Annotated in this window: 19 protein-coding genes; 14 read left to right on the top strand and 5 right to left on the bottom strand. The window is 45.2% G+C overall.

The genetic code is table 11. From position 1 onward, the window contains the following. Positions 1 to 39: 39 nt before the first annotated feature. From L1D31_RS17945 to L1D31_RS17930, 4 genes are all read right to left on the bottom strand, one after another. Complete coding sequence (locus tag L1D31_RS17945; protein ID WP_239838426.1) at positions 40 to 1,131, bottom strand: succinylglutamate desuccinylase/aspartoacylase family protein; 1,092 nt, start codon at positions 1,129 to 1,131, stop codon at positions 40 to 42. Next, entirely contained in the window at positions 1,091 to 1,996 is a 906-nt protein-coding gene (rimK, locus tag L1D31_RS17940) for a 30S ribosomal protein S6--L-glutamate ligase (RefSeq protein WP_239838425.1), read from the bottom strand. The genes L1D31_RS17945 and rimK overlap by 41 nt, the downstream gene beginning before the upstream one ends. Beyond that, entirely contained in the window at positions 1,993 to 2,436 is a 444-nt protein-coding gene (locus tag L1D31_RS17935; protein WP_239838424.1) for an ATP-dependent zinc protease, read from the bottom strand. Before L1D31_RS17935 ends, rimK begins: the two co-directional genes overlap by 4 nt. Positions 2,437 to 2,706: 270 nt before the next feature. Beyond that, positions 2,707 to 4,179, bottom strand: a complete 1,473-nt coding sequence (locus tag L1D31_RS17930; RefSeq protein ID WP_239838423.1) for an aminoacyl-histidine dipeptidase — start codon at positions 4,177 to 4,179, stop codon at positions 2,707 to 2,709. Positions 4,180 to 5,193: 1,014 nt separating this feature from the next. Between L1D31_RS17930 and L1D31_RS17925 the strand changes: the two genes are divergently transcribed. From L1D31_RS17925 to pgpA, 14 genes are all read left to right on the top strand, one after another. Further along, positions 5,194 to 6,483 (top strand): NCS2 family permease, encoded by a 1,290-nt coding sequence (locus L1D31_RS17925; protein ID WP_239838422.1) that lies wholly within the window; start codon positions 5,194 to 5,196, stop codon positions 6,481 to 6,483. An 80-nt stretch (positions 6,484 to 6,563) separates the two neighbouring features. Beyond that, positions 6,564 to 7,028 carry an oxytetracycline resistance phosphoribosyltransferase domain-containing protein Tet(34) gene (tet(34), locus tag L1D31_RS17920; protein ID WP_239838421.1) on the top strand — a complete coding sequence of 155 codons (465 nt, stop codon included), beginning with the start codon at positions 6,564 to 6,566 and terminating at the stop codon, positions 7,026 to 7,028. 206 nt (positions 7,029 to 7,234) lie between these two features. After that, on the top strand, positions 7,235 to 8,482 hold the full coding sequence (gene frsA, locus L1D31_RS17915; RefSeq protein ID WP_239838420.1) for an esterase FrsA: 1,248 nt from the start codon (positions 7,235 to 7,237) through the stop codon (positions 8,480 to 8,482). A 121-nt stretch (positions 8,483 to 8,603) separates the two neighbouring features. Further along, on the top strand, positions 8,604 to 8,993 hold the full coding sequence (crl, locus tag L1D31_RS17910) for a sigma factor-binding protein Crl (RefSeq protein ID WP_239838419.1): 390 nt from the start codon (positions 8,604 to 8,606) through the stop codon (positions 8,991 to 8,993). Between the two features lie 178 nt (positions 8,994 to 9,171). Continuing rightward, on the top strand, positions 9,172 to 10,305 hold the full coding sequence (proB, locus tag L1D31_RS17905; RefSeq protein WP_239838418.1) for a glutamate 5-kinase: 1,134 nt from the start codon (positions 9,172 to 9,174) through the stop codon (positions 10,303 to 10,305). Positions 10,306 to 10,319: 14 nt separating this feature from the next. Then, positions 10,320 to 11,570 carry a glutamate-5-semialdehyde dehydrogenase gene (locus tag L1D31_RS17900; protein ID WP_239838417.1) on the top strand — a complete coding sequence of 417 codons (1,251 nt, stop codon included), beginning with the start codon at positions 10,320 to 10,322 and terminating at the stop codon, positions 11,568 to 11,570. A 228-nt stretch (positions 11,571 to 11,798) separates the two neighbouring features. Beyond that, positions 11,799 to 12,248 carry a transcriptional regulator NrdR gene (nrdR, locus tag L1D31_RS17895; RefSeq protein WP_239838416.1) on the top strand — a complete coding sequence of 150 codons (450 nt, stop codon included), beginning with the start codon at positions 11,799 to 11,801 and terminating at the stop codon, positions 12,246 to 12,248. A gap of 14 nt (positions 12,249 to 12,262) precedes the next feature. Further along, entirely contained in the window at positions 12,263 to 13,369 is a 1,107-nt protein-coding gene (gene ribD / locus L1D31_RS17890) for a bifunctional diaminohydroxyphosphoribosylaminopyrimidine deaminase/5-amino-6-(5-phosphoribosylamino)uracil reductase RibD (protein ID WP_239838415.1), read from the top strand. A gap of 2 nt (positions 13,370 to 13,371) precedes the next feature. Beyond that, on the top strand, positions 13,372 to 14,022 hold the full coding sequence (locus tag L1D31_RS17885) for a riboflavin synthase (RefSeq protein WP_239838414.1): 651 nt from the start codon (positions 13,372 to 13,374) through the stop codon (positions 14,020 to 14,022). Between the two features lie 80 nt (positions 14,023 to 14,102). Beyond that, the gene (gene ribBA / locus L1D31_RS17880; protein ID WP_239838413.1) at positions 14,103 to 15,212 is read left to right on the top strand and encodes a bifunctional 3,4-dihydroxy-2-butanone-4-phosphate synthase/GTP cyclohydrolase II; all 1,110 of its coding nucleotides are present in this window, start codon (positions 14,103 to 14,105) and stop codon (positions 15,210 to 15,212) included. Positions 15,213 to 15,389: 177 nt separating this feature from the next. Beyond that, positions 15,390 to 15,860, top strand: coding sequence for a 6,7-dimethyl-8-ribityllumazine synthase (gene ribE, locus L1D31_RS17875; protein ID WP_006957919.1), 471 nt, complete (start codon positions 15,390 to 15,392; stop codon positions 15,858 to 15,860). Continuing rightward, positions 15,860 to 16,327: a transcription antitermination factor NusB gene (gene nusB / locus L1D31_RS17870; protein ID WP_006957918.1), complete on the top strand. Its 468-nt coding sequence runs from the start codon at positions 15,860 to 15,862 to the stop codon at positions 16,325 to 16,327. Before ribE ends, nusB begins: the two co-directional genes overlap by 1 nt. Before the next feature lie 66 nt (positions 16,328 to 16,393). Then, the gene (gene thiL, locus L1D31_RS17865; RefSeq protein WP_239838412.1) at positions 16,394 to 17,368 is read left to right on the top strand and encodes a thiamine-phosphate kinase; all 975 of its coding nucleotides are present in this window, start codon (positions 16,394 to 16,396) and stop codon (positions 17,366 to 17,368) included. A 4-nt stretch (positions 17,369 to 17,372) separates the two neighbouring features. Beyond that, positions 17,373 to 17,879 carry a phosphatidylglycerophosphatase A gene (gene pgpA, locus L1D31_RS17860; protein WP_239838411.1) on the top strand — a complete coding sequence of 169 codons (507 nt, stop codon included), beginning with the start codon at positions 17,373 to 17,375 and terminating at the stop codon, positions 17,877 to 17,879. 89 nt (positions 17,880 to 17,968) lie between these two features. On the opposite strand, the gene L1D31_RS17855 is transcribed toward pgpA, so the two are convergent. Next, the gene (locus tag L1D31_RS17855) at positions 17,969 to 18,352 is read right to left on the bottom strand and encodes a DUF3461 family protein (RefSeq protein WP_239838410.1); all 384 of its coding nucleotides are present in this window, start codon (positions 18,350 to 18,352) and stop codon (positions 17,969 to 17,971) included. Positions 18,353 to 18,473 lie beyond the last annotated feature (121 nt).

The raw sequence follows: 18,473 nt of genomic DNA, 5'->3' as shown, positions 1-18,473 counted from the left end.
AAACCGCTGACCTCTTAAATGGGCAAGCGGTTTTTTGATTTATGCAGGAGAGTGGATTTGGCCTGTTGTGAGTGGCTCTAAATCCGAGTCGCTGATCTCTTCGATGAACTCTTCTACGACCTGTTCCACTTGCTGATCATCTTCGGCAAAATAAGCCAAATGAAACACGGCATCGCCTTCATTGACCAAGGGAAGTGTTTGCTGACCAATCACGATGCCCCCTTTATGGGCCTTGATTTCAATCTCACTGTGCCCTAGTGGTGCACTAATGAAGGCGAGAATTTGGCCCCTCACTACTTTTTCACCTAATGTCACAACGGTACGTAAAATGCCATCGCTTTCCGCTCTAATCCAACTGGTGGATTTGGCAATCACGGGCTCTGGCCGCTTTTTACGACTGGGCCTTAACATGCCAATGGCTTGCATCACACGTTTAACGCCAATGAATCCAGCATTAATACAAATGGGTTCAAATCGTAATGCCTCACCAGCCTCGTATGTCAACACTGGGATCCCGAGACGTTCGGCTTCACTGCGTAACGAACCATCCCGCAAAGGAGCGTCAACAATGACTGGCGTCGCAAAGGCTTGTGCAATACGCAACGTTTCTGGATTACTTAGGTCTGCCCGAATCTGAGGTAAGTTAGTACGATGAATCGCCCCCGTATGTAAATCAAGAATGTAGTCACAGCGTTTCGCGATCTGATTGAAGAAAGCGCTTGTCATTCGCGAAGCGAGTGAGCCTTTTTCACTGCCCGGAAAACAGCGGTTTAGGTCGCGTCTATCGGGTAAATAGCGTGATTTATGAATAAATCCGAACACGTTGACGATAGGTACAGCGATGACTGTACCTTTCAGTTTTTGTGCGTCAATGGTGTTGATGAGTTGCCGAACAATTTCTACGCCATTGAGCTCGTCGCCATGAATAGCCGCATTAACCATAAGAGTTGGCCCTGTGTACTTCCCGTTGATCACTTCAATTGGGATCGATAGGCGAGAATGGGTGTAGAGTTTGGCTGACTTGAGATCGAGCACTTTTCGTTGTCCCGGCAATACTTGCTCGCCGAGAATCTCAAACACGCGGTTGTTTTTAGCCTTTGCCACGAGTTCTGGTCCTTTTAGTCGGGGCATTCTTTTCGATAAACTCGACGATCATGCCTGCAATGTCTTTACCTGTCGCAGATTCAATGCCTTCTAGCCCTGGTGACGAGTTAACCTCCATCACTAAAGGCCCGCGTTCGGATCTTAGTAGATCGACACCCGCGACATTGAGCCCCATAATTTTGGCTGCGGCAATGGCGGTACGACGCTCTTCTGGCGTAATTTTTATCAGTGATGCACTGCCACCACGGTGCAGGTTAGAACGAAACTCACCCTCTGCCCCCTGACGTTTCATTGCGGCGATCACCTTGTCGCCAATGACAAAGCAGCGAATGTCTGCCCCACCAGCTTCTTTGATGTATTCCTGAACCATGATGTTGGCTTTCAAGCCCATGAAAGCTTCGACAACACTTTCGGCGGCTTTACGTGTTTCAGCCAGTACCACCCCAATGCCTTGAGTACCTTCCAACAATTTAATGACCACAGGAGCACCACCGACCATCTCGAGCAAGTCTTTAACATCATCGGGTTTGCTGGCAAAGCCCGTGATTGGCATACCTATCCCTTTACGTGACAACAACTGCATAGAGCGTAACTTGTCTCGTGAGCGAGTAATCGCAACAGACTCGTTGACTGGATAAACACCCATCATTTCAAATTGACGCAGTACGGCGGTGCCATAAAAGGTCACTGAAGCCCCAATACGTGGCACAATGGCATCAAATCCGGATAACTCTTCACCTTTAAAATGAATTTCAGGTTTATCGGAATTTATGTTCATATAGCAGCGTAGGGCGTCGATGACTTTGACTTGGTGCCCACGTTTCTGACACGCTTCAATCAAACGCTTAGTTGAGTACAAATTTGCGTTGCGAGACAGAATACCGATTTTCATTGTTGGTTTTCCTCGAAAGGGACTAAAAACGATTGAACAGGGTCGACAATCAAACGATGGTGCATTGCTGTTCGACCTAACAGCATGCGAAACGCCATATTTTCGCGATTGGTTAACGTTAACTCTGCTGGCCAGCTCTCCTGACCGAGTCGTATTTCCGATTCAATCACATAGCGTGTTTCTTCATGACCTCCGGAATCTCGAACAATTCGCTGGTCGATGACCTTAGCCTCGCACACTACTTCTTCAGTGGTATTACGCTGTTGTGGATGGATCCAAAACCTTACCCACAACTCTGTTCCTTTATTGAAGCTTTCAAGTTTAAAGGTATGCAGACAAGAAGTACGAGCACCGGTATCAATCTTGGCATTGATCTTCTCTATGCCTAACCCAGGAAGACTTAAGGTTTCTCGCCAGCCCACTAGCAGTTTTTCGTTCATGGCATTTCATTTATATTCAGAGAGTAATTAAGAGGCTCTGAGAACTGAGCATCTTGCGATATAACCAATAGCATGTATCGGTTACATAGGTTGAAGAGGGCAAGCTGGATTGCCTTAGGTGCTTCAACTGCGGCGACTGTATCAGCGAAGATGCGCTGGTGACTAACGAATAAATTTCACCGTAACGACAAAAATTAATTGTCGAACTAGGAAACAAAAAAGCCAGCAATGTCAGCTGGCTTTGGGGTATTTTGCGATGGGAAGAGCAGGTTAGGCTTTCTCTGGAATCGCTTCCAGTAGTGCCACCATTTGTTCCCAGAATAGTGCAACGGTATCGATTTTCACTTTCTCATCAGGCGAGTGTGGGAATTTGATCGTTGGGCCAAACGACACCATGTCCATATTCGGGTACGGCTCCTTAAACAAACCACATTCAAGGCCGGCATGGATAACCATAATGTTCGGCTTGTGGCCGTAAATGCCTTCATACATGTCACGGAAGATAGCCATGATCTCAGAGTCCGCATCCGGTTTCCAACCAGGGTATGCGCCTGAAAAAGCAATCTTCGCCCCCGCCAGTTCAGCCACCGATGTTAGGGTGCTTTCTACTTGGTGGCGACCTGAGTCAATCAATGAGCGAACTAGGCACAGAACGTTTATCTTATCGCTCTCTGTGGTAACGACACCCACATTCAGGGATGTTTCTACAACGCCTTCGATCTCATCACTCATGCGGATCACGCCGTTAGGACAAGCATTGAGTGCCGCAATAAAACGTTGCTGTTCAGCAATAGCTAGCGCTTGTTCGCTGGTTTCAATGGCTTCATTGAATGAAACGATGTCCGTTTCTACTTTGCCTAGCTCTTGCTTCAACAAGTCTGTGTAGAAGTTAAACAGTTCTGCCAGTTTAGCTTCGTTTTCGGCAGGGATAGCGACTGTCACGAAGGCTTCACGCGGAATTGCATTACGCAGGCTACCGCCACGGAATTCAATTAGGCGTAGATCCAATTCTTGTGCATGACCGGCTAGGAAGCGAGCAACGAGTTTGTTTGCGTTACCTCTGCCCGTATGGATATCACAACCAGAGTGACCACCCTTTAGGCCTTTCAAAATCAGTTGGCGAGTGACGTAACCTGCTGGGATTGCTTCACGTTTAATGTCGAACGTCATTTCTCCATCAATACCGCCCGCACAGCCCATGTAGACTTCACCTTCTTGCTCTGAGTCGGTATTGAGTAGAATTTCACCTTCAAGCCAGTCAGCTTCAAGACCAAAGGCTCCTGTCATTCCAGCTTCTTCATCAATAGTCAGAAGTACTTCAAGTGGGCCGTGTTTGATGTCTGTGGAGGCCAGTACCGCTAAGCATGATGCCATCCCCATACCGTTATCAGCGCCTAGTGTGGTGCCTTTGGCTGTGACCCATTCACCGTCTATGTATGGTTGGATAGGATCTTTAGTGAAGTCATGCTCCGTGTCTTCATTTTTTTGCGGCACCATATCAATATGAGCTTGAAGAACCACGCCTTTCTTATTTTCCATGCCAGGGGTTGCTGGCTTTTTAATGAAAACATTGCCCGTTGGGTCTCGACGCACATCGAGGCCTTGCTCCGTTGCCCAATTTACAATGTACTGAGCTAATGCTTCTTCATGTTTAGAAGGGTGTGGGATAGAGCAGATCTTATCGAAAAACTGCCATAAAGGTGCAGGTGATAAGTTGCTGATTTCAGAATGGAATTCAGACACGGATGACTCCTTGATGATAATAACGCCAGATCTTATTAGGTAATGTTGCTAAATGAGTAGCACAAAAATCTGGATCTGGCCTATTGAGTAGAGAGGCACAGAATAGCACTACGTGACACAAGGTAGTAGTCAAAGCGGAAACGAAATGTTTCGTTGTCATCACATAACGTGGATTCTGTTATTTATGTTTGTGAGACTCTATTCTTATTGAGCGTAATAAAATTAAAGATATTGCTGATATTTGTGTAATTAAATTACATAATGGGTTTGATATAAGTCATTTTTTGAATTTTATGTGACTTTAATCACTTTTGTTGTTGTAATTAATTTTCTTTGAGGTATATTAGTAACCAGCTTCGAAAGTGAAGAGAAAATGCTCAAAGGATGAGTCCGATTTGTCGCCTCCATGGAACTGAGAAATCAATATTTTTTATCTGTTTTAATTGATTTAGAAGGTGATAGTTATGAAAGGTTTACCAAGTGCAACATTCTGGCTAAACAGCTCTGTTTATACTGGCAATTTTGCATACCCAACAAGCTTCGGTTACTAATCGAGTTTGTGACTCTTGAACAAGTTTGTTCACCCCTATATTGGAATTTTATTACAGCGCCTAATTTGCTGAGATGATTCAACCGCCACTCAAATTGAGTGGCGTTTTTTTATCGTGAGAAAGCACATGGCCAATACTTCCATTTCCTCAACTTTATCCCGACGGATAAAACTCATCCTTATAATTGCCTATCCAGCATCCAATTCTTAAGCCTTAGCTCTATGTAACTTTACGACATGGTAGAAAAATCACCGTTTACAATATCTGGCATTAATTCTTATTACTTATTGAACTTAAAGTATTTTTAACCGGTGTTAATAAAATTAATTCTTCTAAAGCTAAATTTTACAGATAGAAATGTTTATTAGAGCCGTAATTCTATCTGGAATTTGATATTTGGAGACTCTATAATCCCGCCAATCGATTACGCAACCGTTTACTATTACTCCTTTGGAATTCGATTATGTTCGAAAAAATATTCAAGCTCAGTGAACACGGAACGAATGTAAAAACTGAGATCATTGCAGGTATCACGACTTTTCTGACCATGGCTTACATTATTTTTGTAAACCCAGCTATCTTGGCAGATGCAGGCATGGATCGTGGTGCTGTCTTTGTTGCTACCTGTCTGGCAGCGGCTATCGGCTGTTTTATCATGGGCTTTGTGGCGAACTACCCAATTGCTCAAGCACCAGGAATGGGGCTCAACGCCTTTTTCACCTACGCTGTTGTGTTAGGCATGGGGTATACATGGCAAGTGGCTCTAGCGGCAGTATTTGTATCTGGTGTGCTATTCATTCTATTGAGTGTGTTTAAGATCCGAGAGTGGATCATAAACTCCATCCCACTTTCTTTGCGCACGGGTATTTCGGCGGGTATTGGCTTGTTCTTAGCATTTATCGCGTTAAAGAATGCAGGTATTGTGGTTGATAACCCAGCGACACTGGTTTCTCTTGGCTCGATTACTTCATTACCTGCGGTATTAGCATCAATTGGCTTTTTCCTCACGATAGCTTTGGTGCATCGTGGTGTGAAAGGGGCGGTGATGATCGCTATTTTGGCGGTTACTGGCTTAGGTCTAGCGTTTGGTGATGTGCAATGGGGGGGCATCATGTCAACACCACCAAGCATTGCACCGACCTTCATGCAGTTGGATTTTTCAGCATTATTTGAGATCGGTATGATTTCAGTGGTTTTTGCTTTCCTTTTCGTCGACTTATTTGATACTGCTGGCACGCTAGTGGGTGTGTCTCAAAAAGCTGGTCTGATGGATAAAGATGGCAAAATTCCTCGCCTGAATAAAGCTCTTCTTGCTGACTCAACTGCTACTTCGGTAGGCGCTCTGTTGGGTACGTCAAACACGACTTCTTACATTGAGAGTGTATCCGGTGTTGCCGCTGGTGGTCGCACAGGTCTAACCGCTGTTGTGGTTGGTATTTTGTTCCTACTTGCTCTATTCTTCTCGCCATTGGCTGGTATGATCCCTGCGTATGCGACGGCTGGTGCGCTATTCTATGTGGCTATTCTGATGTTATCTGGTTTGGTGAGCATCGATTGGCGAGACTTAACCGAAGCTGCACCAGTGGTTGTGACTTGTTTGCTGATGCCGCTGACTTTCTCTATCGCAGAAGGGATCTCGTTGGGCTTCATTGCTTACGCAGCAATTAAATTATTCAGTGGTAAAGGTCGTGATGTTTCGCTCAGTGTATGGGTTATGTCAGCAATCTTTATCTTCAAGTACATTGTTGCTTAAAAAACTTCAATAAGGGCTTGTGAGATCAACCAAGAGTTGGCTCCACAGGCCCTCAACTTTTTATAATTAGGTTTATTACAATGAGTAAGAAATTCGTTATTACTTGGGATCAAATGCACGCTTATTGTCGTGAGCTGGCTGAGCAGCAAATGCCTGCTGAGCAGTGGAAAGGTATCTGGGCAGTGAGCCGTGGTGGTCTTGTTCCAGGTGCAATTCTGGCTCGTGAGTTAGGTATTCGTTACGTTGATACCATTTGTATTTCTAGCTACGATCACGATCATCAGCGTGATATGAGCGTGCTAAAAGCGCCAGAAGGTGATGGTGAAGGTTACCTGATCGTAGAGGATTTGGTAGATAGTGGTGATACTGCACGCAAACTTCGTGAACTTTACCCTAAAGCAAAATTGATTGCGGTATGTGCTAAGCCATCAGGTGCTGCGCTATTGGACGATTATGTTGTGGACATTGCTCAGGAAACTTGGATTGAGCAGCCATGGGATATGTCTATTCAGTACATTGAACCTATTAACCGCAAGCAAAAGTAATCTCTGTTTGTTGAGTTTAAAAATGGCCCTTATGGGTCATTTTTTGTTTATGCCTATTGATCCGCTTTACCTAGTTTACTTATGCTGGTTTTTTAATGACTTATTCGTCACTTTTTGCCAATTAATAGGTTGAACATTGATGAGTGCCTGCCTTTTGAGGCGACACGGGTATACAATATAGGAAATTATTTAAACTAGGCGTCATTATGTCTGAAGAAGTGAGCAAAAACCTGTCAGAAACACTGTTCACCAACCATAAGCAAGCGCGAGAAACGTCCTCATTAACTCAATACATGCCCAGTAGCCAAGAATTACTAGACAAGCGGCGTGAGGAAGAGGGCTTTAAATGGTACCGAAATCTGCGTCGTATGCAGTGGGTATGGCAGGGATTAGATCCTATTGAAATCGAAGCTGTTCTGGCAAAAATCGCCTCTTCTAAACATTCAAGGACTCACGATGAGTGGCTGGATACCGTCATGGGCTATCACAGCGGTAACTGGACTTATGAGTGGACCAAGCTGGGGATGCTGCATAACAAGCGCTCTCATGAACTCAAGGGTGAAGAAGCCGCGGATGAGCTGTTCAATGCGTCCTTGTGTTTTAGTATTGCCGGTTACCCCCATTTGAAAAACGATAACTTAGCTATACAGGCGCAAGTACTGGCTAGCAATGCTTATACAGAAGCGGCAAAGAAAACAAAATATATCGTTAAGCAAATTGAAATTCCTTATCAGAATAAGCGCATTATTGCTCATCTTCATCTAACGAAAACGGATAAGCCTCAGCCTGTCGTAATCGTCAGCGCAGGGTTAGACAGCTTGCAAACTGACTTGTGGACGTTATTTCGCGATCACTTAGCCAAGAAAGACATCGCGATGTTGACTGTTGATATGCCCTCGATTGGCCATAACAGTCACTGGACGCTCACAGAAGATACTTCGTGTCTGCATCAAGCGGTACTTAATGAGCTGTTTAATATTCCATGGGTAGATCATCACCGGGTCGGTTTGATTGGTTTCCGTTTTGGTGGCAATGCCATGGTTAGACTTTCATTCATGGAACCGGATAAGTTAAAAGCTTGTGTCAGCTTGGGTGCGCCGATTCACGATGTATTAGCGTCACCAAAGAAACTGAAAAAAATGCCGAAAATGTACCTCGATGTACTGGCTTCACGATTGGGTAAAAATGTTGTCGACGTCAACAGTTTGGCGGGTCAGTTGATGGCTTGGTCACTTAAAGTTCAAGGCATTTTATCTAACCGTAAAACTAAGGTCCCTATTCTGGCAATGAGTCTCGAAAACGATCCTGTTTCTCCTTACAGTGATAATCAGCTTGTTGCCTTGTTTAGTGACTATGGGAAAGCGAAGAAAATCAGTGCAAAAACAATTACACAAGGATATGAGCAATCCCTCGATTTGGCGATTAAGTGGTTGGAGGACGAGCTAATTAGATGACAAATCTAATAAATTAGGCAACACTCATATAAGGGCAATACCCAAACTATGCAGTCCTGTTTATTTGCTCGTCATAACTACAACGAATAATCACAACAGATTTTGAATATGGAGATTCATTATGTCTGAACAGCCAAAGAGTCCAACTCATTACCGTTTGTTGTCTACACTGAAGGCCATCGGCCCTTATCTGAGAGAGCCTCAATGTGAAGAAGGACGATACTTGTTCGATTGTCTTTCTGTGTGTGTGAATGACAAAAAGTCGCCGGAAGAAAGAGAGTTCTGGGGATGGTGGTTAGAACTTGAACAACAAGGGCAAACATTCGCAGCTCGTTACCGCACTGGCCTCTACGATGGAAAGGGTGATTGGGTAGACGAGAAATTGCCTAAAAAAGCCATTGAAGAAGTGTTTCGCACCCAAGAAGGTTTTCACCAAAAACTGCAGGAAACTCTAAAGACTCAATTCGGTATGAATGTCGATTTGCACAAGGAATCGGTTGAATTCGTCTAATTCTTTCCTCTTTATCATTTTCTCAAATAAAAAGGCGCTTAACGGCGCCTTTTCTGCTTGTGAATTTATGTTTTGATTGTTAAAACATCATGTCTAATAGCTAATTTGTCTCAGATTCTTGCGGTTATGCAGTCTGATGAGTAATTGGTGAACTCTTTATTTTCATAGCAGAAAGACAATGAATCAAAAATGCGGACAAGCAACACAGCGTCAAACTGTGGTTGTGAAACTGGGTACCAGTGTATTAACTGGTGGCACTTTGGCATTAGACAGAGCTCATATGGTTGAGCTAGCCCGCCAGTGTGCAGAGCTGAAAAAACTGGGCCATTCTGTGGTCATGGTATCGTCTGGCGCAATTGCTGCTGGGCGTGAGCACCTAGGTTACCCCGCATTGCCCAATTCCATGGCCAATAAACAATTGCTGGCGGCTGTTGGTCAAAGCCAGTTGATCCAAACTTGGGAAGCTTTGTTTGGTATTTACGGCATTAAGATTGGCCAGATGTTGTTGACGCGGGCAGATATGGAAGACCGTGAACGGTTTTTGAATGCTCGGGACACCATTAATGCCTTAGTGGATAACAATATTATCCCTATTGTTAATGAAAATGACGCAGTCGCGACCAGTGAGATCAAAGTCGGTGATAATGACAACTTATCTGCGCTGGTTGGTATCTTGTGTGGCGCTGATAAATTGCTGTTACTGACCGATCAGAAAGGACTTTTCACGGCGGATCCACGCAAGGAACCAAGTGCTGAGCTGATAAAAGAAGTGAAAACCATTGATGATACATTGCGTAAGATCGCTGGCGGGAGTGGCACGACTTTAGGTACTGGTGGTATGGCCACTAAGTTACAAGCTGCGGATATTGCTCGCAGGGCAGGCATAGAAGTCATTATTGCCGCAGGCAGTGCTCCCAATGTGGTGTTTGATTCATTGGGTGATGAGCCGCAAGGCACTCGCTTCCTGCCAATCGAAGAAGCATTGGAGAGCCGTAAGCGATGGATTTTGGCTGGACCAGCGGCATCTGGCGATATTGTGATTGATGATGGTGCGGTGAAGGCTGTGATTGATAAAGGCAGCAGCTTATTAGCGAAAGGTGTGACTCAGGTGAGTGGCACATTTGCTCGCGGTGAAGTTGTAAGAGTGACAGACCAAACAGGCAGCTTAGTTGCACGTGGGATTTCCAGTTACTCTAGCCAAGACATGGCAAAGATCATCGGTAAGCACAGTAAAGATATTTTGGGAATTTTGGGTTATGACTATGGCAGCGAAGTGCTGCATCGTGACGATATGGTTGTGATTCAGGAGTAATTGAGGAAAAAATTGTGGAACTGATTTCGATGGGGAAAGCGGCGAAAGAGGCGGCTTTTCAACTAGCGACCGCGTCAACGGCGCAAAAAAACCATGCATTGGCTATCATTGCTGATGAGCTTGAAGCCAATGCTGAGACAATTCTGGCGGCGAATACTAAAGATATTGAATTAGGCCGCAAAGCGGGGCTGACAGAGGCATTACTCGATCGCCTTTTGCTTAACGACACTCGCTTAGCGGGGATCGCCAACGATGTACGTAACGTCATTGGACTCAATGATCCTGTCGGCAGTGAAATAGACAGCAAAGTACTTGAAAATGGTATGTCTTTATCTCGTCGCCGAGTGCCTCTCGGTGTGGTCGGGGTCATTTATGAGGCGCGTCCAAATGTGACCATTGATATTGCTGCGTTGTGTCTGAAAACGGGGAACGCAAGCATTCTTCGTGGTGGTAAAGAAACCTTCTTCTCCAATATGGAACTGGTCAAGGTGATCCAATCGGCGCTTGCCAAAGCCGAATTGCCAGCGGCGGCAGTTCAATACATTGAAAAGCCAGACCGTGAACTGGTGTCTCAATTGCTAAAGCTGGATGACTACGTTGATATGATCATTCCACGAGGCGGGGCAGGGCTACACAAAATGTGTAAGGAAAACAGCACAATCCCTGTCATTATTGGTGGTTTCGGTATTAGCCATGTGTTTGTTGATGAAAGTGCTGATTTGGAAAAATCCCTTGAAGTGATAGAAAACGCGAAAGTGCAGCGTCCTTCTGCTTGTAATGCCTTAGACACCTTGCTAGTGCACCAAAATATTGCCTCAGAGTTTTTACCTATGCTCATCGCGAAAATGCAGGATAAGGTCACTTTTGTGGCAGAGCCTAAAGCAAAAGCATTGATGCAAGAAGCAAAAGACATTCGCGACAGTGCTGAGGGGGATTTCGATACCGAGTGGTTAAGTTACACATTGGGCGTCAAAGTGGTTGAAGATGTGAAACAGGCTATTGACCACATGCGGGTTCATAACGCGAGTCACTCCGATGCAATCATGACCAATAGCTTAGAAAACTCAGAGTTATTTATCAATTCTGCTGGATCGGCAGCGGTTTATGTTAATGCTTCTACTCGTTTTACTGATGGTGCTCAGTTCGGCTTAGGAGCGGAAGTGGCGGTATCGACTCAGAAGCTACATGCCCGTGGACCGATGGGATTAGAAGAGCTCACCAGCTATAAATGGGTAGGGAAAGCAAACTATCTACCGCGTAGTTAACAAAACTCAGTAATCTTGAAATGAAAAGGGGCGATTTCGCCCCTTTTGCTTTTCTTCGATTGAGCAAATCCGCTAAACTAGCAGCGATATACTCAAGTGACTTCGCTACGAGCTAACAGCTTATCCTGAAAGAGATTCTCATTCTTCTTGGTATTGAATTATGTGTTTTCATCCCTTGTAGTAATAAGATGAGGTAACGAGGTTTCTTGAGTATATGATGGAGGTGATATGCATTGTCCTTTTTGCTCTGAGAATGACACTAAAGTGATCGATTCTCGTCTGGTGGCTGACGGCCATCAGGTTCGCCGTCGCAGACAGTGTCTGGCTTGTAGCGAACGCTTTACTACATTTGAAACGGCTGAGTTAGTAATGCCTCGCGTAATTAAATCAAACGGAAACCGTGAGCCCTTCAATGAAGATAAGATGGTTGGTGGTTTGCAACGCGCCTTGGAAAAACGTCCAGTGAGTGCTGATTCTGTTGAACTGGCGATTAGTATGATTAAATCTCAGTTGCGCGCTACAGGTGAGCGTGAGGTACCAAGCGAAATGATTGGTAATTTGGTCATGGACCAGCTTAAAGAGTTAGACAAAGTAGCCTATATTCGTTTTGCATCTGTTTACCGCAGTTTCGAAGACATTCGTGAGTTTGGTGAAGAAATCGCCAAACTGGAAGATTAACGGTTAATTTGACCATGTCGGAATTCACTCCTCAAGATTACCAAATGATGTCGCGTGCTATTGAAATAGCCAAAGGCGGTATCTACACCACTGCACCTAATCCCAATGTTGGGTGTGTCATTACTCTTAATGGCCAGATTGTTGGTGAAGGCTTTCATTATCGGGCCGGAGAACCTCATGCTGAAGTGCATGCGCTGAGAATGGCGGGTGAACAGTCTGTTGGCGCGACAGCGTATGTCACGTTGGAGCCGTGTTCTCATTATGGGCGAACGCCTCCTTGTGCGGAAGGGTTGATTAAAGCCAAAGTGGTGAAAGTAATCTGTGCAATGGAAGACCCCAACCCTCAAGTTTCTGGACGTGGCATTAAAATGTTGCGAGAGGCGGGCATTGAGGTGCTGGTGGGGTTACTAGAAAGCGATGCGCACGCACTCAATCCTGCCTTCATTAAACGAATGCAAACTGGGATGCCATATGTACAGTTGAAAATGGCGGCGAGCCTAGATGGTCAAACGGCACTGAGTAATGGTCAGAGCCAGTGGATCACGTCTCCACAGGCAAGACAAGACGTGCAGAACTACCGTGCTCAAGCGGGAGCCATCTTATCGACCAGCAAAACCGTCATTGAGGATAATGCGTCATTGAATGTTCGTTGGTCTGAGTTACCTGAATCTGTGCAAGTTAAGTTGCCCGAGAGTGAAGTCCGTCAACCCGTGAAAGTGATCATGGATCGTCAAAACCAACTAACTGCGGATCTTAAGTTGTACTCGACTGATGGCAAAAGAATTGTTGTGTCTCAACAAGGTGATTTGGCACCTTTACTCAATGAGGCTAATCAGATCGATTTAACATCCACATTTGAAAAGTTAGCTGCTCACCACAATATTAATCATCTCTGGGTTGAAGCGGGGGCGACTTTAGCTAGCAGCCTAATCAATGAAGACTTAGTGGATGAACTTGTGCTCTACCTAGCACCTAAGATTATGGGTAGTGATGGCCGAGGTTTATTTGGTGAACTAGGGCTTGAGTCGATGGCGGAAGTCATCGATTTAGACATCCAAGATGTCAGGCAAGTCGGTGAGGATATCCGCATTGTCGCCCGCCCTAAAAAGAAAGAATCGTAATTATGTTTACAGGAATTATTGAAGCTGTTGGTACGCTGACAGCTATTACCCCTAAAGGTGAAGACATTAGTGTTACTGTTGATGTGGGTAAGCTGGATATGTCCGATGTTAAGTTGGGCGACAGTATCGCGACCAATGGTGTGTGTCTCACGGTCGTGGATTTTACCACGACTAGCTATAGTGCAGATTTGTCGCTCGAAACGCTGAGTAAAACCGGATTTACCGATTATCAGGTCGGAGGTAAGGTCAACCTTGAGAAAGCCATGCTGCCGACCACTCGATTTGGCGGACACATCGTTTCTGGTCATGTGGATGGCGTTGGTGAGATTATTGAACGCAATCAAGTAGGTCGAGCGATTGAGTTCTGGGTCTCCATGCCTGAAGAACTGTCAAAGTATGTGGCAGAGAAAGGTTCTGTCACCGTTGATGGTATCAGTTTGACGGTGAATGATCTGCGCAAGAATGCTTTCAAACTGACTATAGTGCCGCATACGGGTGAAGAAACGACCATCGCAGATTTTCACGTTGGACGAAAAGTGAATTTGGAAGTGGACGTATTAGCTCGTTATATGGAGCGTTTACTGACCAGCCAAAAAGAGCAGCCAGAATCGCGTTTGACTATGGAGTTTCTCCAGCAAAACGGTTTTGCATAAATTAACCGACGCCCAGCCTAAAACGCTGGGCGTTGACACAGAATAAAGTCGCCAAGAGCCCAGATAACAGGAACAGAGAAATGCCAATTAGTACGCCTCAAGAAATCATCGAAGACATTCGCTTAGGTAAAATGGTCATCCTGATGGATGATGAAGATCGTGAAAATGAAGGCGATCTGATCATGGCTGCCGAACATGTCACGCCGGAAGCGATTAACTTTATGGCGACTCATGGTCGTGGCCTGATTTGTTTGACCATGACTAAAGAGCGCTGTGAGCGACTTGGCTTACCTCCTATGGTTCAGGATAACAATGCTCAGTACACTACAAACTTCACTGTGTCTATTGAAGCGGCAGAAGGGGTTACCACGGGCATTTCTGCCGCTGATCGTGCTCGTACTGTACAAGCAGCGGTGGCCAAAGACGCTAAGGCTGCTGACTTAGTCCAGCCTGGGCATATTTTCCCGCTTGCCGCGCAGGAAGGTGGAGTGTTGACTCGCGCAGGCCATACCGAAGCGGGGTGTGATTTGGCGCGTTTAGCTGGTCTTGAACCTTCAGGTGTGATTGTTGAAATCCTCAATGATGACGGCACCATGGCTCGACGCCCAGATTTAGAAATCTTTGCTGAAAAACATGGCATTAAGTTGGGGACGATTGCTGATTTAATTGAGTACCGCAACAACACTGAAACCACTATTGAGCGTGTTGCACAGTGCAAGCTGCCAACAGAATATGGTGAATTTGAGTTGGTCACATTCCGTGACACGATTGATAATCAGATTCACTATGCCCTTTGCAAAGGAGAGGTTAACGGTCAAGTCCCATTGGTGCGAGTGCATTTGCAAGACACCTTTACGGATCTACTGCGCAGTGATCGCAATGCAGAACGAAGCTGGACGCTGGACAAAGCCATGAAACGCATTGGTGAAGAAGGTGGTGTTCTGGTGATCCTGGGGAATGAAGAGTCTACTGAATTGCTCATTCATCGCGTAAAAATGTTTGAAGCTCAGGATAAAGGCGAAGCGCCGACTTTGGCTAAGAAGCAGGGGACATCACGACGTGTAGGCGTAGGTTCTCAGATCCTAGCTGATTTGGGTGTGCATGACATGCGCCTGCTTTCGTCAACCAATAAGAAATACCACGCACTGGGTGGTTTTGGCCTCAATGTGGTCGAATACGTTTGCGAATAAGCAGGGCGAATATTTGTAGATAACTTCGGAGGCAGTAGGTTACGAACCTATTGCCTTCTGTGTTTTTTAGAGCCATTCAGCTAATTGAGTAATGCTAAATTTCCATTAGATATTGCTCACAGATTTGTGCTAGAATCCGGCGATTCTCACTTGATGAACATAGTTAAAGGAAGGCTTATGAAAGTGATCGAGGGTGGCTTCCCAGCGCCAAACGCAAAAATTGCTATCGTTATTTCTCGTTTCAACAGTTTTATTAACGAAAGTCTATTGTCTGGTGCAATCGATACTTTAAAGCGTCATGGACAAATCAGCGAAGATAACATCACTGTTGTTCGTTGTCCGGGTGCGGTTGAACTTCCATTGGTCGCTCAGCGCGTAGCAAAAACAGGCAAGTTTGATGCGATTGTATCATTGGGCACTGTTATTCGTGGCGGCACACCTCATTTTGACTATGTTTGTAGTGAATGTAACAAAGGCCTTGCGCAAGTGTCTCTGGAATACAGTCTTCCAGTGGCGTTTGGTGTATTGACCGTTGATACAATTGACCAAGCTATCGAGCGCGCAGGAACCAAGGCTGGTAATAAAGGTGCAGAGGCTGCACTAAGCGCACTTGAAATGATTAACGTTTTATCAGAAATCGATTCCTAATGGGGGCCAGTGTGAAACCAGCCGCACGTCGTAATGCACGTCGATTCGCTCTACAAGCGATCTACTCATGGCAAATTACTAAAGAGAATGTTGCCACTATTGAAGAGCAGTTTTTATCTGGTGGTAAGTATGATGAAGAAGAACATCATGCGGCAGAACCAGCGCTTGTTGCACCAGATACTGACGTTGCATACTTCCGTGACCTGCTAACAGGTGTTGTGCTAAGTCACACAGAGCTAGACAGCAAGATTCGTCCTTACACGGCACGTCCAATGCAAGATTTGGATATGATGGAGCTGGCTTTGCTTCGTCTTGCTATGTATGAAATGACACGTCGTGAAGATGTGCCATACAAAGTGGTGATCAACGAAGCTATCGAGCTAGCGAAAGTGTTCGCTGCGGAAGAGAGCCACAAGTTTGTCAATGGTGTGCTGGATAAAGCCGCACCGCACGTTCGCAAAAAATAAGCCGAATTGATAGAAAAAGGTCAGCACACGCTGACCTTTTTTATGCCTAACGTTACATTGAGTACTATGTCTGGTGAATTTAATTTAATAGAAAAGTATTTTGTCGGCCGTCAGCCTTCGCGTAAAGATGTCCTATTAGCCGCTGGGGATGATTGTGCTTTAGTCAAAGTGCCGGAAGGGCTGTCCGTTGCGATCAGTACGGACACCTTAGTTTCGGGGACGCATTTTCTCGCCGGTGCCAACCCGGCTTGGGTCGCGCACAAAGCACTGGCTTCCAATATTAGTGATTTAGCCGCAATGGGAGCCACACCAGCTTGGGTCTCGTTTGCATTGACGATGCCAGAAGCTGATGAAGCATGGTTAGCCCCTTTCTGTGAGGCGTTCTTTGAACTCGCAAACTATTATGGGATTCAACTGATAGGCGGTGATACGACTAAAGGGCCGTTGAGCTTAACACTGACGGTGCAAGGTTTGGTTGATCCTGATAAAGCTTTACGTCGTGATGGTGCTCAGGTCGGAGATTGGATTTACGTAACGGGAGATTTAGGGGATAGTAAAGCTGGGCTGGATGTGATTCTTGATGCGACACAGCGCACAAAGCCATTTGCGGAGGAGCTCGAGCGGCGCCATTACCTGTCTACACCTCGTGTTTTGGCTGGCCAGGCTTTGCTTAATTTAGCAAGTTCAGCGATTGATATTTCCGATGGCCTTATTTCTGATTTAAAACACATTCTCAAATGCTCTTCTGTTGGAGCAAGCCTTGACGTTGCTTTGTTACCTGTCTCTAATGAGTTGATTCAATTTTCTGGTTCATTAACCACAGCTCAGCAATATGCTTTGTCTAGTGGAGAAGAGTACGAATTGTGTTTTACTGTACCAGAGCAAAACAAAGGTTCAATTGACAGTGCGCTCTCGCACTGCGGAGCAAAAATCAGCTGTATCGGTCAGATTCGTCCGGAAGGGACGTTTGATCTGCATCATCAGGGACAGGTATTAGATTGGGCCCTACAAGGCTATGACCATTTCAACCACAATAAGTAATTTCATGACAAACCCACTATCATTTATTTCTCTTAAAAACCCTTGGCATCTGCTGGCAACAGGCTTTGGCAGTGGGTTATCTCCTATAATCCCTGGTACGATGGGGACTTTGGCTGCAATTCCATTTTACTTACTTTTGGTTCAGCTTCCCTTGCCTATGTATATTGTGGTGGTAATCGCCGCTTGTTTTATAGGTATCAAGGTATGCCAAGTGACATCGGATGACATGGGGGTTCATGACCATGGGGCCATTGTGTGGGATGAGTTTGCGGGCTTTTGGATCACTATGTTGGTCGTACCGTTGTTTCAACAGTCAAGCACCGATTGGAAATGGCTATTAACAGGGTTTGTTCTGTTTCGTTGCTTCGATATGATTAAGCCATGGCCTATCAGTTGGTTGGATGCTCGAGTACATGGTGGTTTCGGCATTATGCTCGATGATATTGTGGCTGGTGTGATGGCGGGGATCGCGCTTTACTTGGTCGGTAAGTACGCCGGCTGGCTAGTTTAGGAGCTATTTCTCATCCAAATCATGTTTTGACTATGAACATAAAAATTGAAAAGGGTTGGTATTTATACCAACCCTTTGAATCATTTAATCTACTTTAGCTTTTCTAGATCCGCTTCGATTTCTGTGATTTTGCTTGAGACCACTTTCTCTAAGTGGCGCAGGTCAGAAAGAATTTTCTGTTTTACATCCACTTCAGCCAGCTGCTCTGGTTTAGTCAGTTTATTCAGCTCATCAATCACCAAGGTTAGGTTACGATTGATTTCTGTCACTTCCTTGTATTTATGGCTGCCACCATCAACAAGAACGTTTTTAACCTGGCGAGGGTATTTGAACTTCACGCTCTTAGCGAACAGTTCCCCTTTCTGCTTGTGGAAATAGATCTTTAACACATCCTTGTGCGCTTCTTGGCGTAGTGAATAGCGCTCAATCTGTTTAGGATCTTGAATACCTAAACCAGTGAGGTGTGGAAACATAGGCTACCTCTTTGTGTTGATTCAAAATCACCCTGTGGACTTATGCTCAGGGTGTACAAATATTGTTAACATCAATAATGTAGCAGCCTAATCACGTTGTAGATAGCTGATTTTTAGAGCG

It is taken from the genome of Vibrio sp. Isolate23 (genome assembly GCF_022398095.1).
Taxonomy (GTDB): domain Bacteria; phylum Pseudomonadota; class Gammaproteobacteria; order Enterobacterales; family Vibrionaceae; genus Vibrio; species Vibrio coralliilyticus_A.
Note: the sequence above shows the minus strand (reverse complement) of the source record. Positions and strands in the feature narration are given on the sequence as shown.

What these genes read in the sequence shown, in the direction of transcription:
- thiL (WP_239838412.1), top strand. Translation starts at nt 16,394, where the DNA reads ATGTCTGGTGAATTTAATTTAATAGAAAAGTATTTTGTCGGCCGTCAG.
- nusB (WP_006957918.1), top strand. Translation starts at nt 15,860, where the DNA reads ATGGGGGCCAGTGTGAAACCAGCCGCACGTCGTAATGCACGTCGATTC.
- pgpA (WP_239838411.1), top strand. Translation starts at nt 17,373, where the DNA reads ATGACAAACCCACTATCATTTATTTCTCTTAAAAACCCTTGGCATCTG.
- ribBA (WP_239838413.1), top strand. Translation starts at nt 14,103, where the DNA reads ATGCCAATTAGTACGCCTCAAGAAATCATCGAAGACATTCGCTTAGGT.
- L1D31_RS17885 (WP_239838414.1), top strand. Translation starts at nt 13,372, where the DNA reads ATGTTTACAGGAATTATTGAAGCTGTTGGTACGCTGACAGCTATTACC.
- L1D31_RS17945 (WP_239838426.1), bottom strand. Translation starts at nt 1,131, where the DNA reads ATGCCCCGACTAAAAGGACCAGAACTCGTGGCAAAGGCTAAAAACAAC.
- frsA (WP_239838420.1), top strand. Translation starts at nt 7,235, where the DNA reads ATGTCTGAAGAAGTGAGCAAAAACCTGTCAGAAACACTGTTCACCAAC.
- ribD (WP_239838415.1), top strand. Translation starts at nt 12,263, where the DNA reads ATGTCGGAATTCACTCCTCAAGATTACCAAATGATGTCGCGTGCTATT.
- proB (WP_239838418.1), top strand. Translation starts at nt 9,172, where the DNA reads ATGAATCAAAAATGCGGACAAGCAACACAGCGTCAAACTGTGGTTGTG.
- L1D31_RS17925 (WP_239838422.1), top strand. Translation starts at nt 5,194, where the DNA reads ATGTTCGAAAAAATATTCAAGCTCAGTGAACACGGAACGAATGTAAAA.
- L1D31_RS17855 (WP_239838410.1), bottom strand. Translation starts at nt 18,352, where the DNA reads ATGTTTCCACACCTCACTGGTTTAGGTATTCAAGATCCTAAACAGATT.
- crl (WP_239838419.1), top strand. Translation starts at nt 8,604, where the DNA reads ATGTCTGAACAGCCAAAGAGTCCAACTCATTACCGTTTGTTGTCTACA.
- L1D31_RS17935 (WP_239838424.1), bottom strand. Translation starts at nt 2,436, where the DNA reads ATGAACGAAAAACTGCTAGTGGGCTGGCGAGAAACCTTAAGTCTTCCT.
- nrdR (WP_239838416.1), top strand. Translation starts at nt 11,799, where the DNA reads ATGCATTGTCCTTTTTGCTCTGAGAATGACACTAAAGTGATCGATTCT.
- ribE (WP_006957919.1), top strand. Translation starts at nt 15,390, where the DNA reads ATGAAAGTGATCGAGGGTGGCTTCCCAGCGCCAAACGCAAAAATTGCT.
- rimK (WP_239838425.1), bottom strand. Translation starts at nt 1,996, where the DNA reads ATGAAAATCGGTATTCTGTCTCGCAACGCAAATTTGTACTCAACTAAG.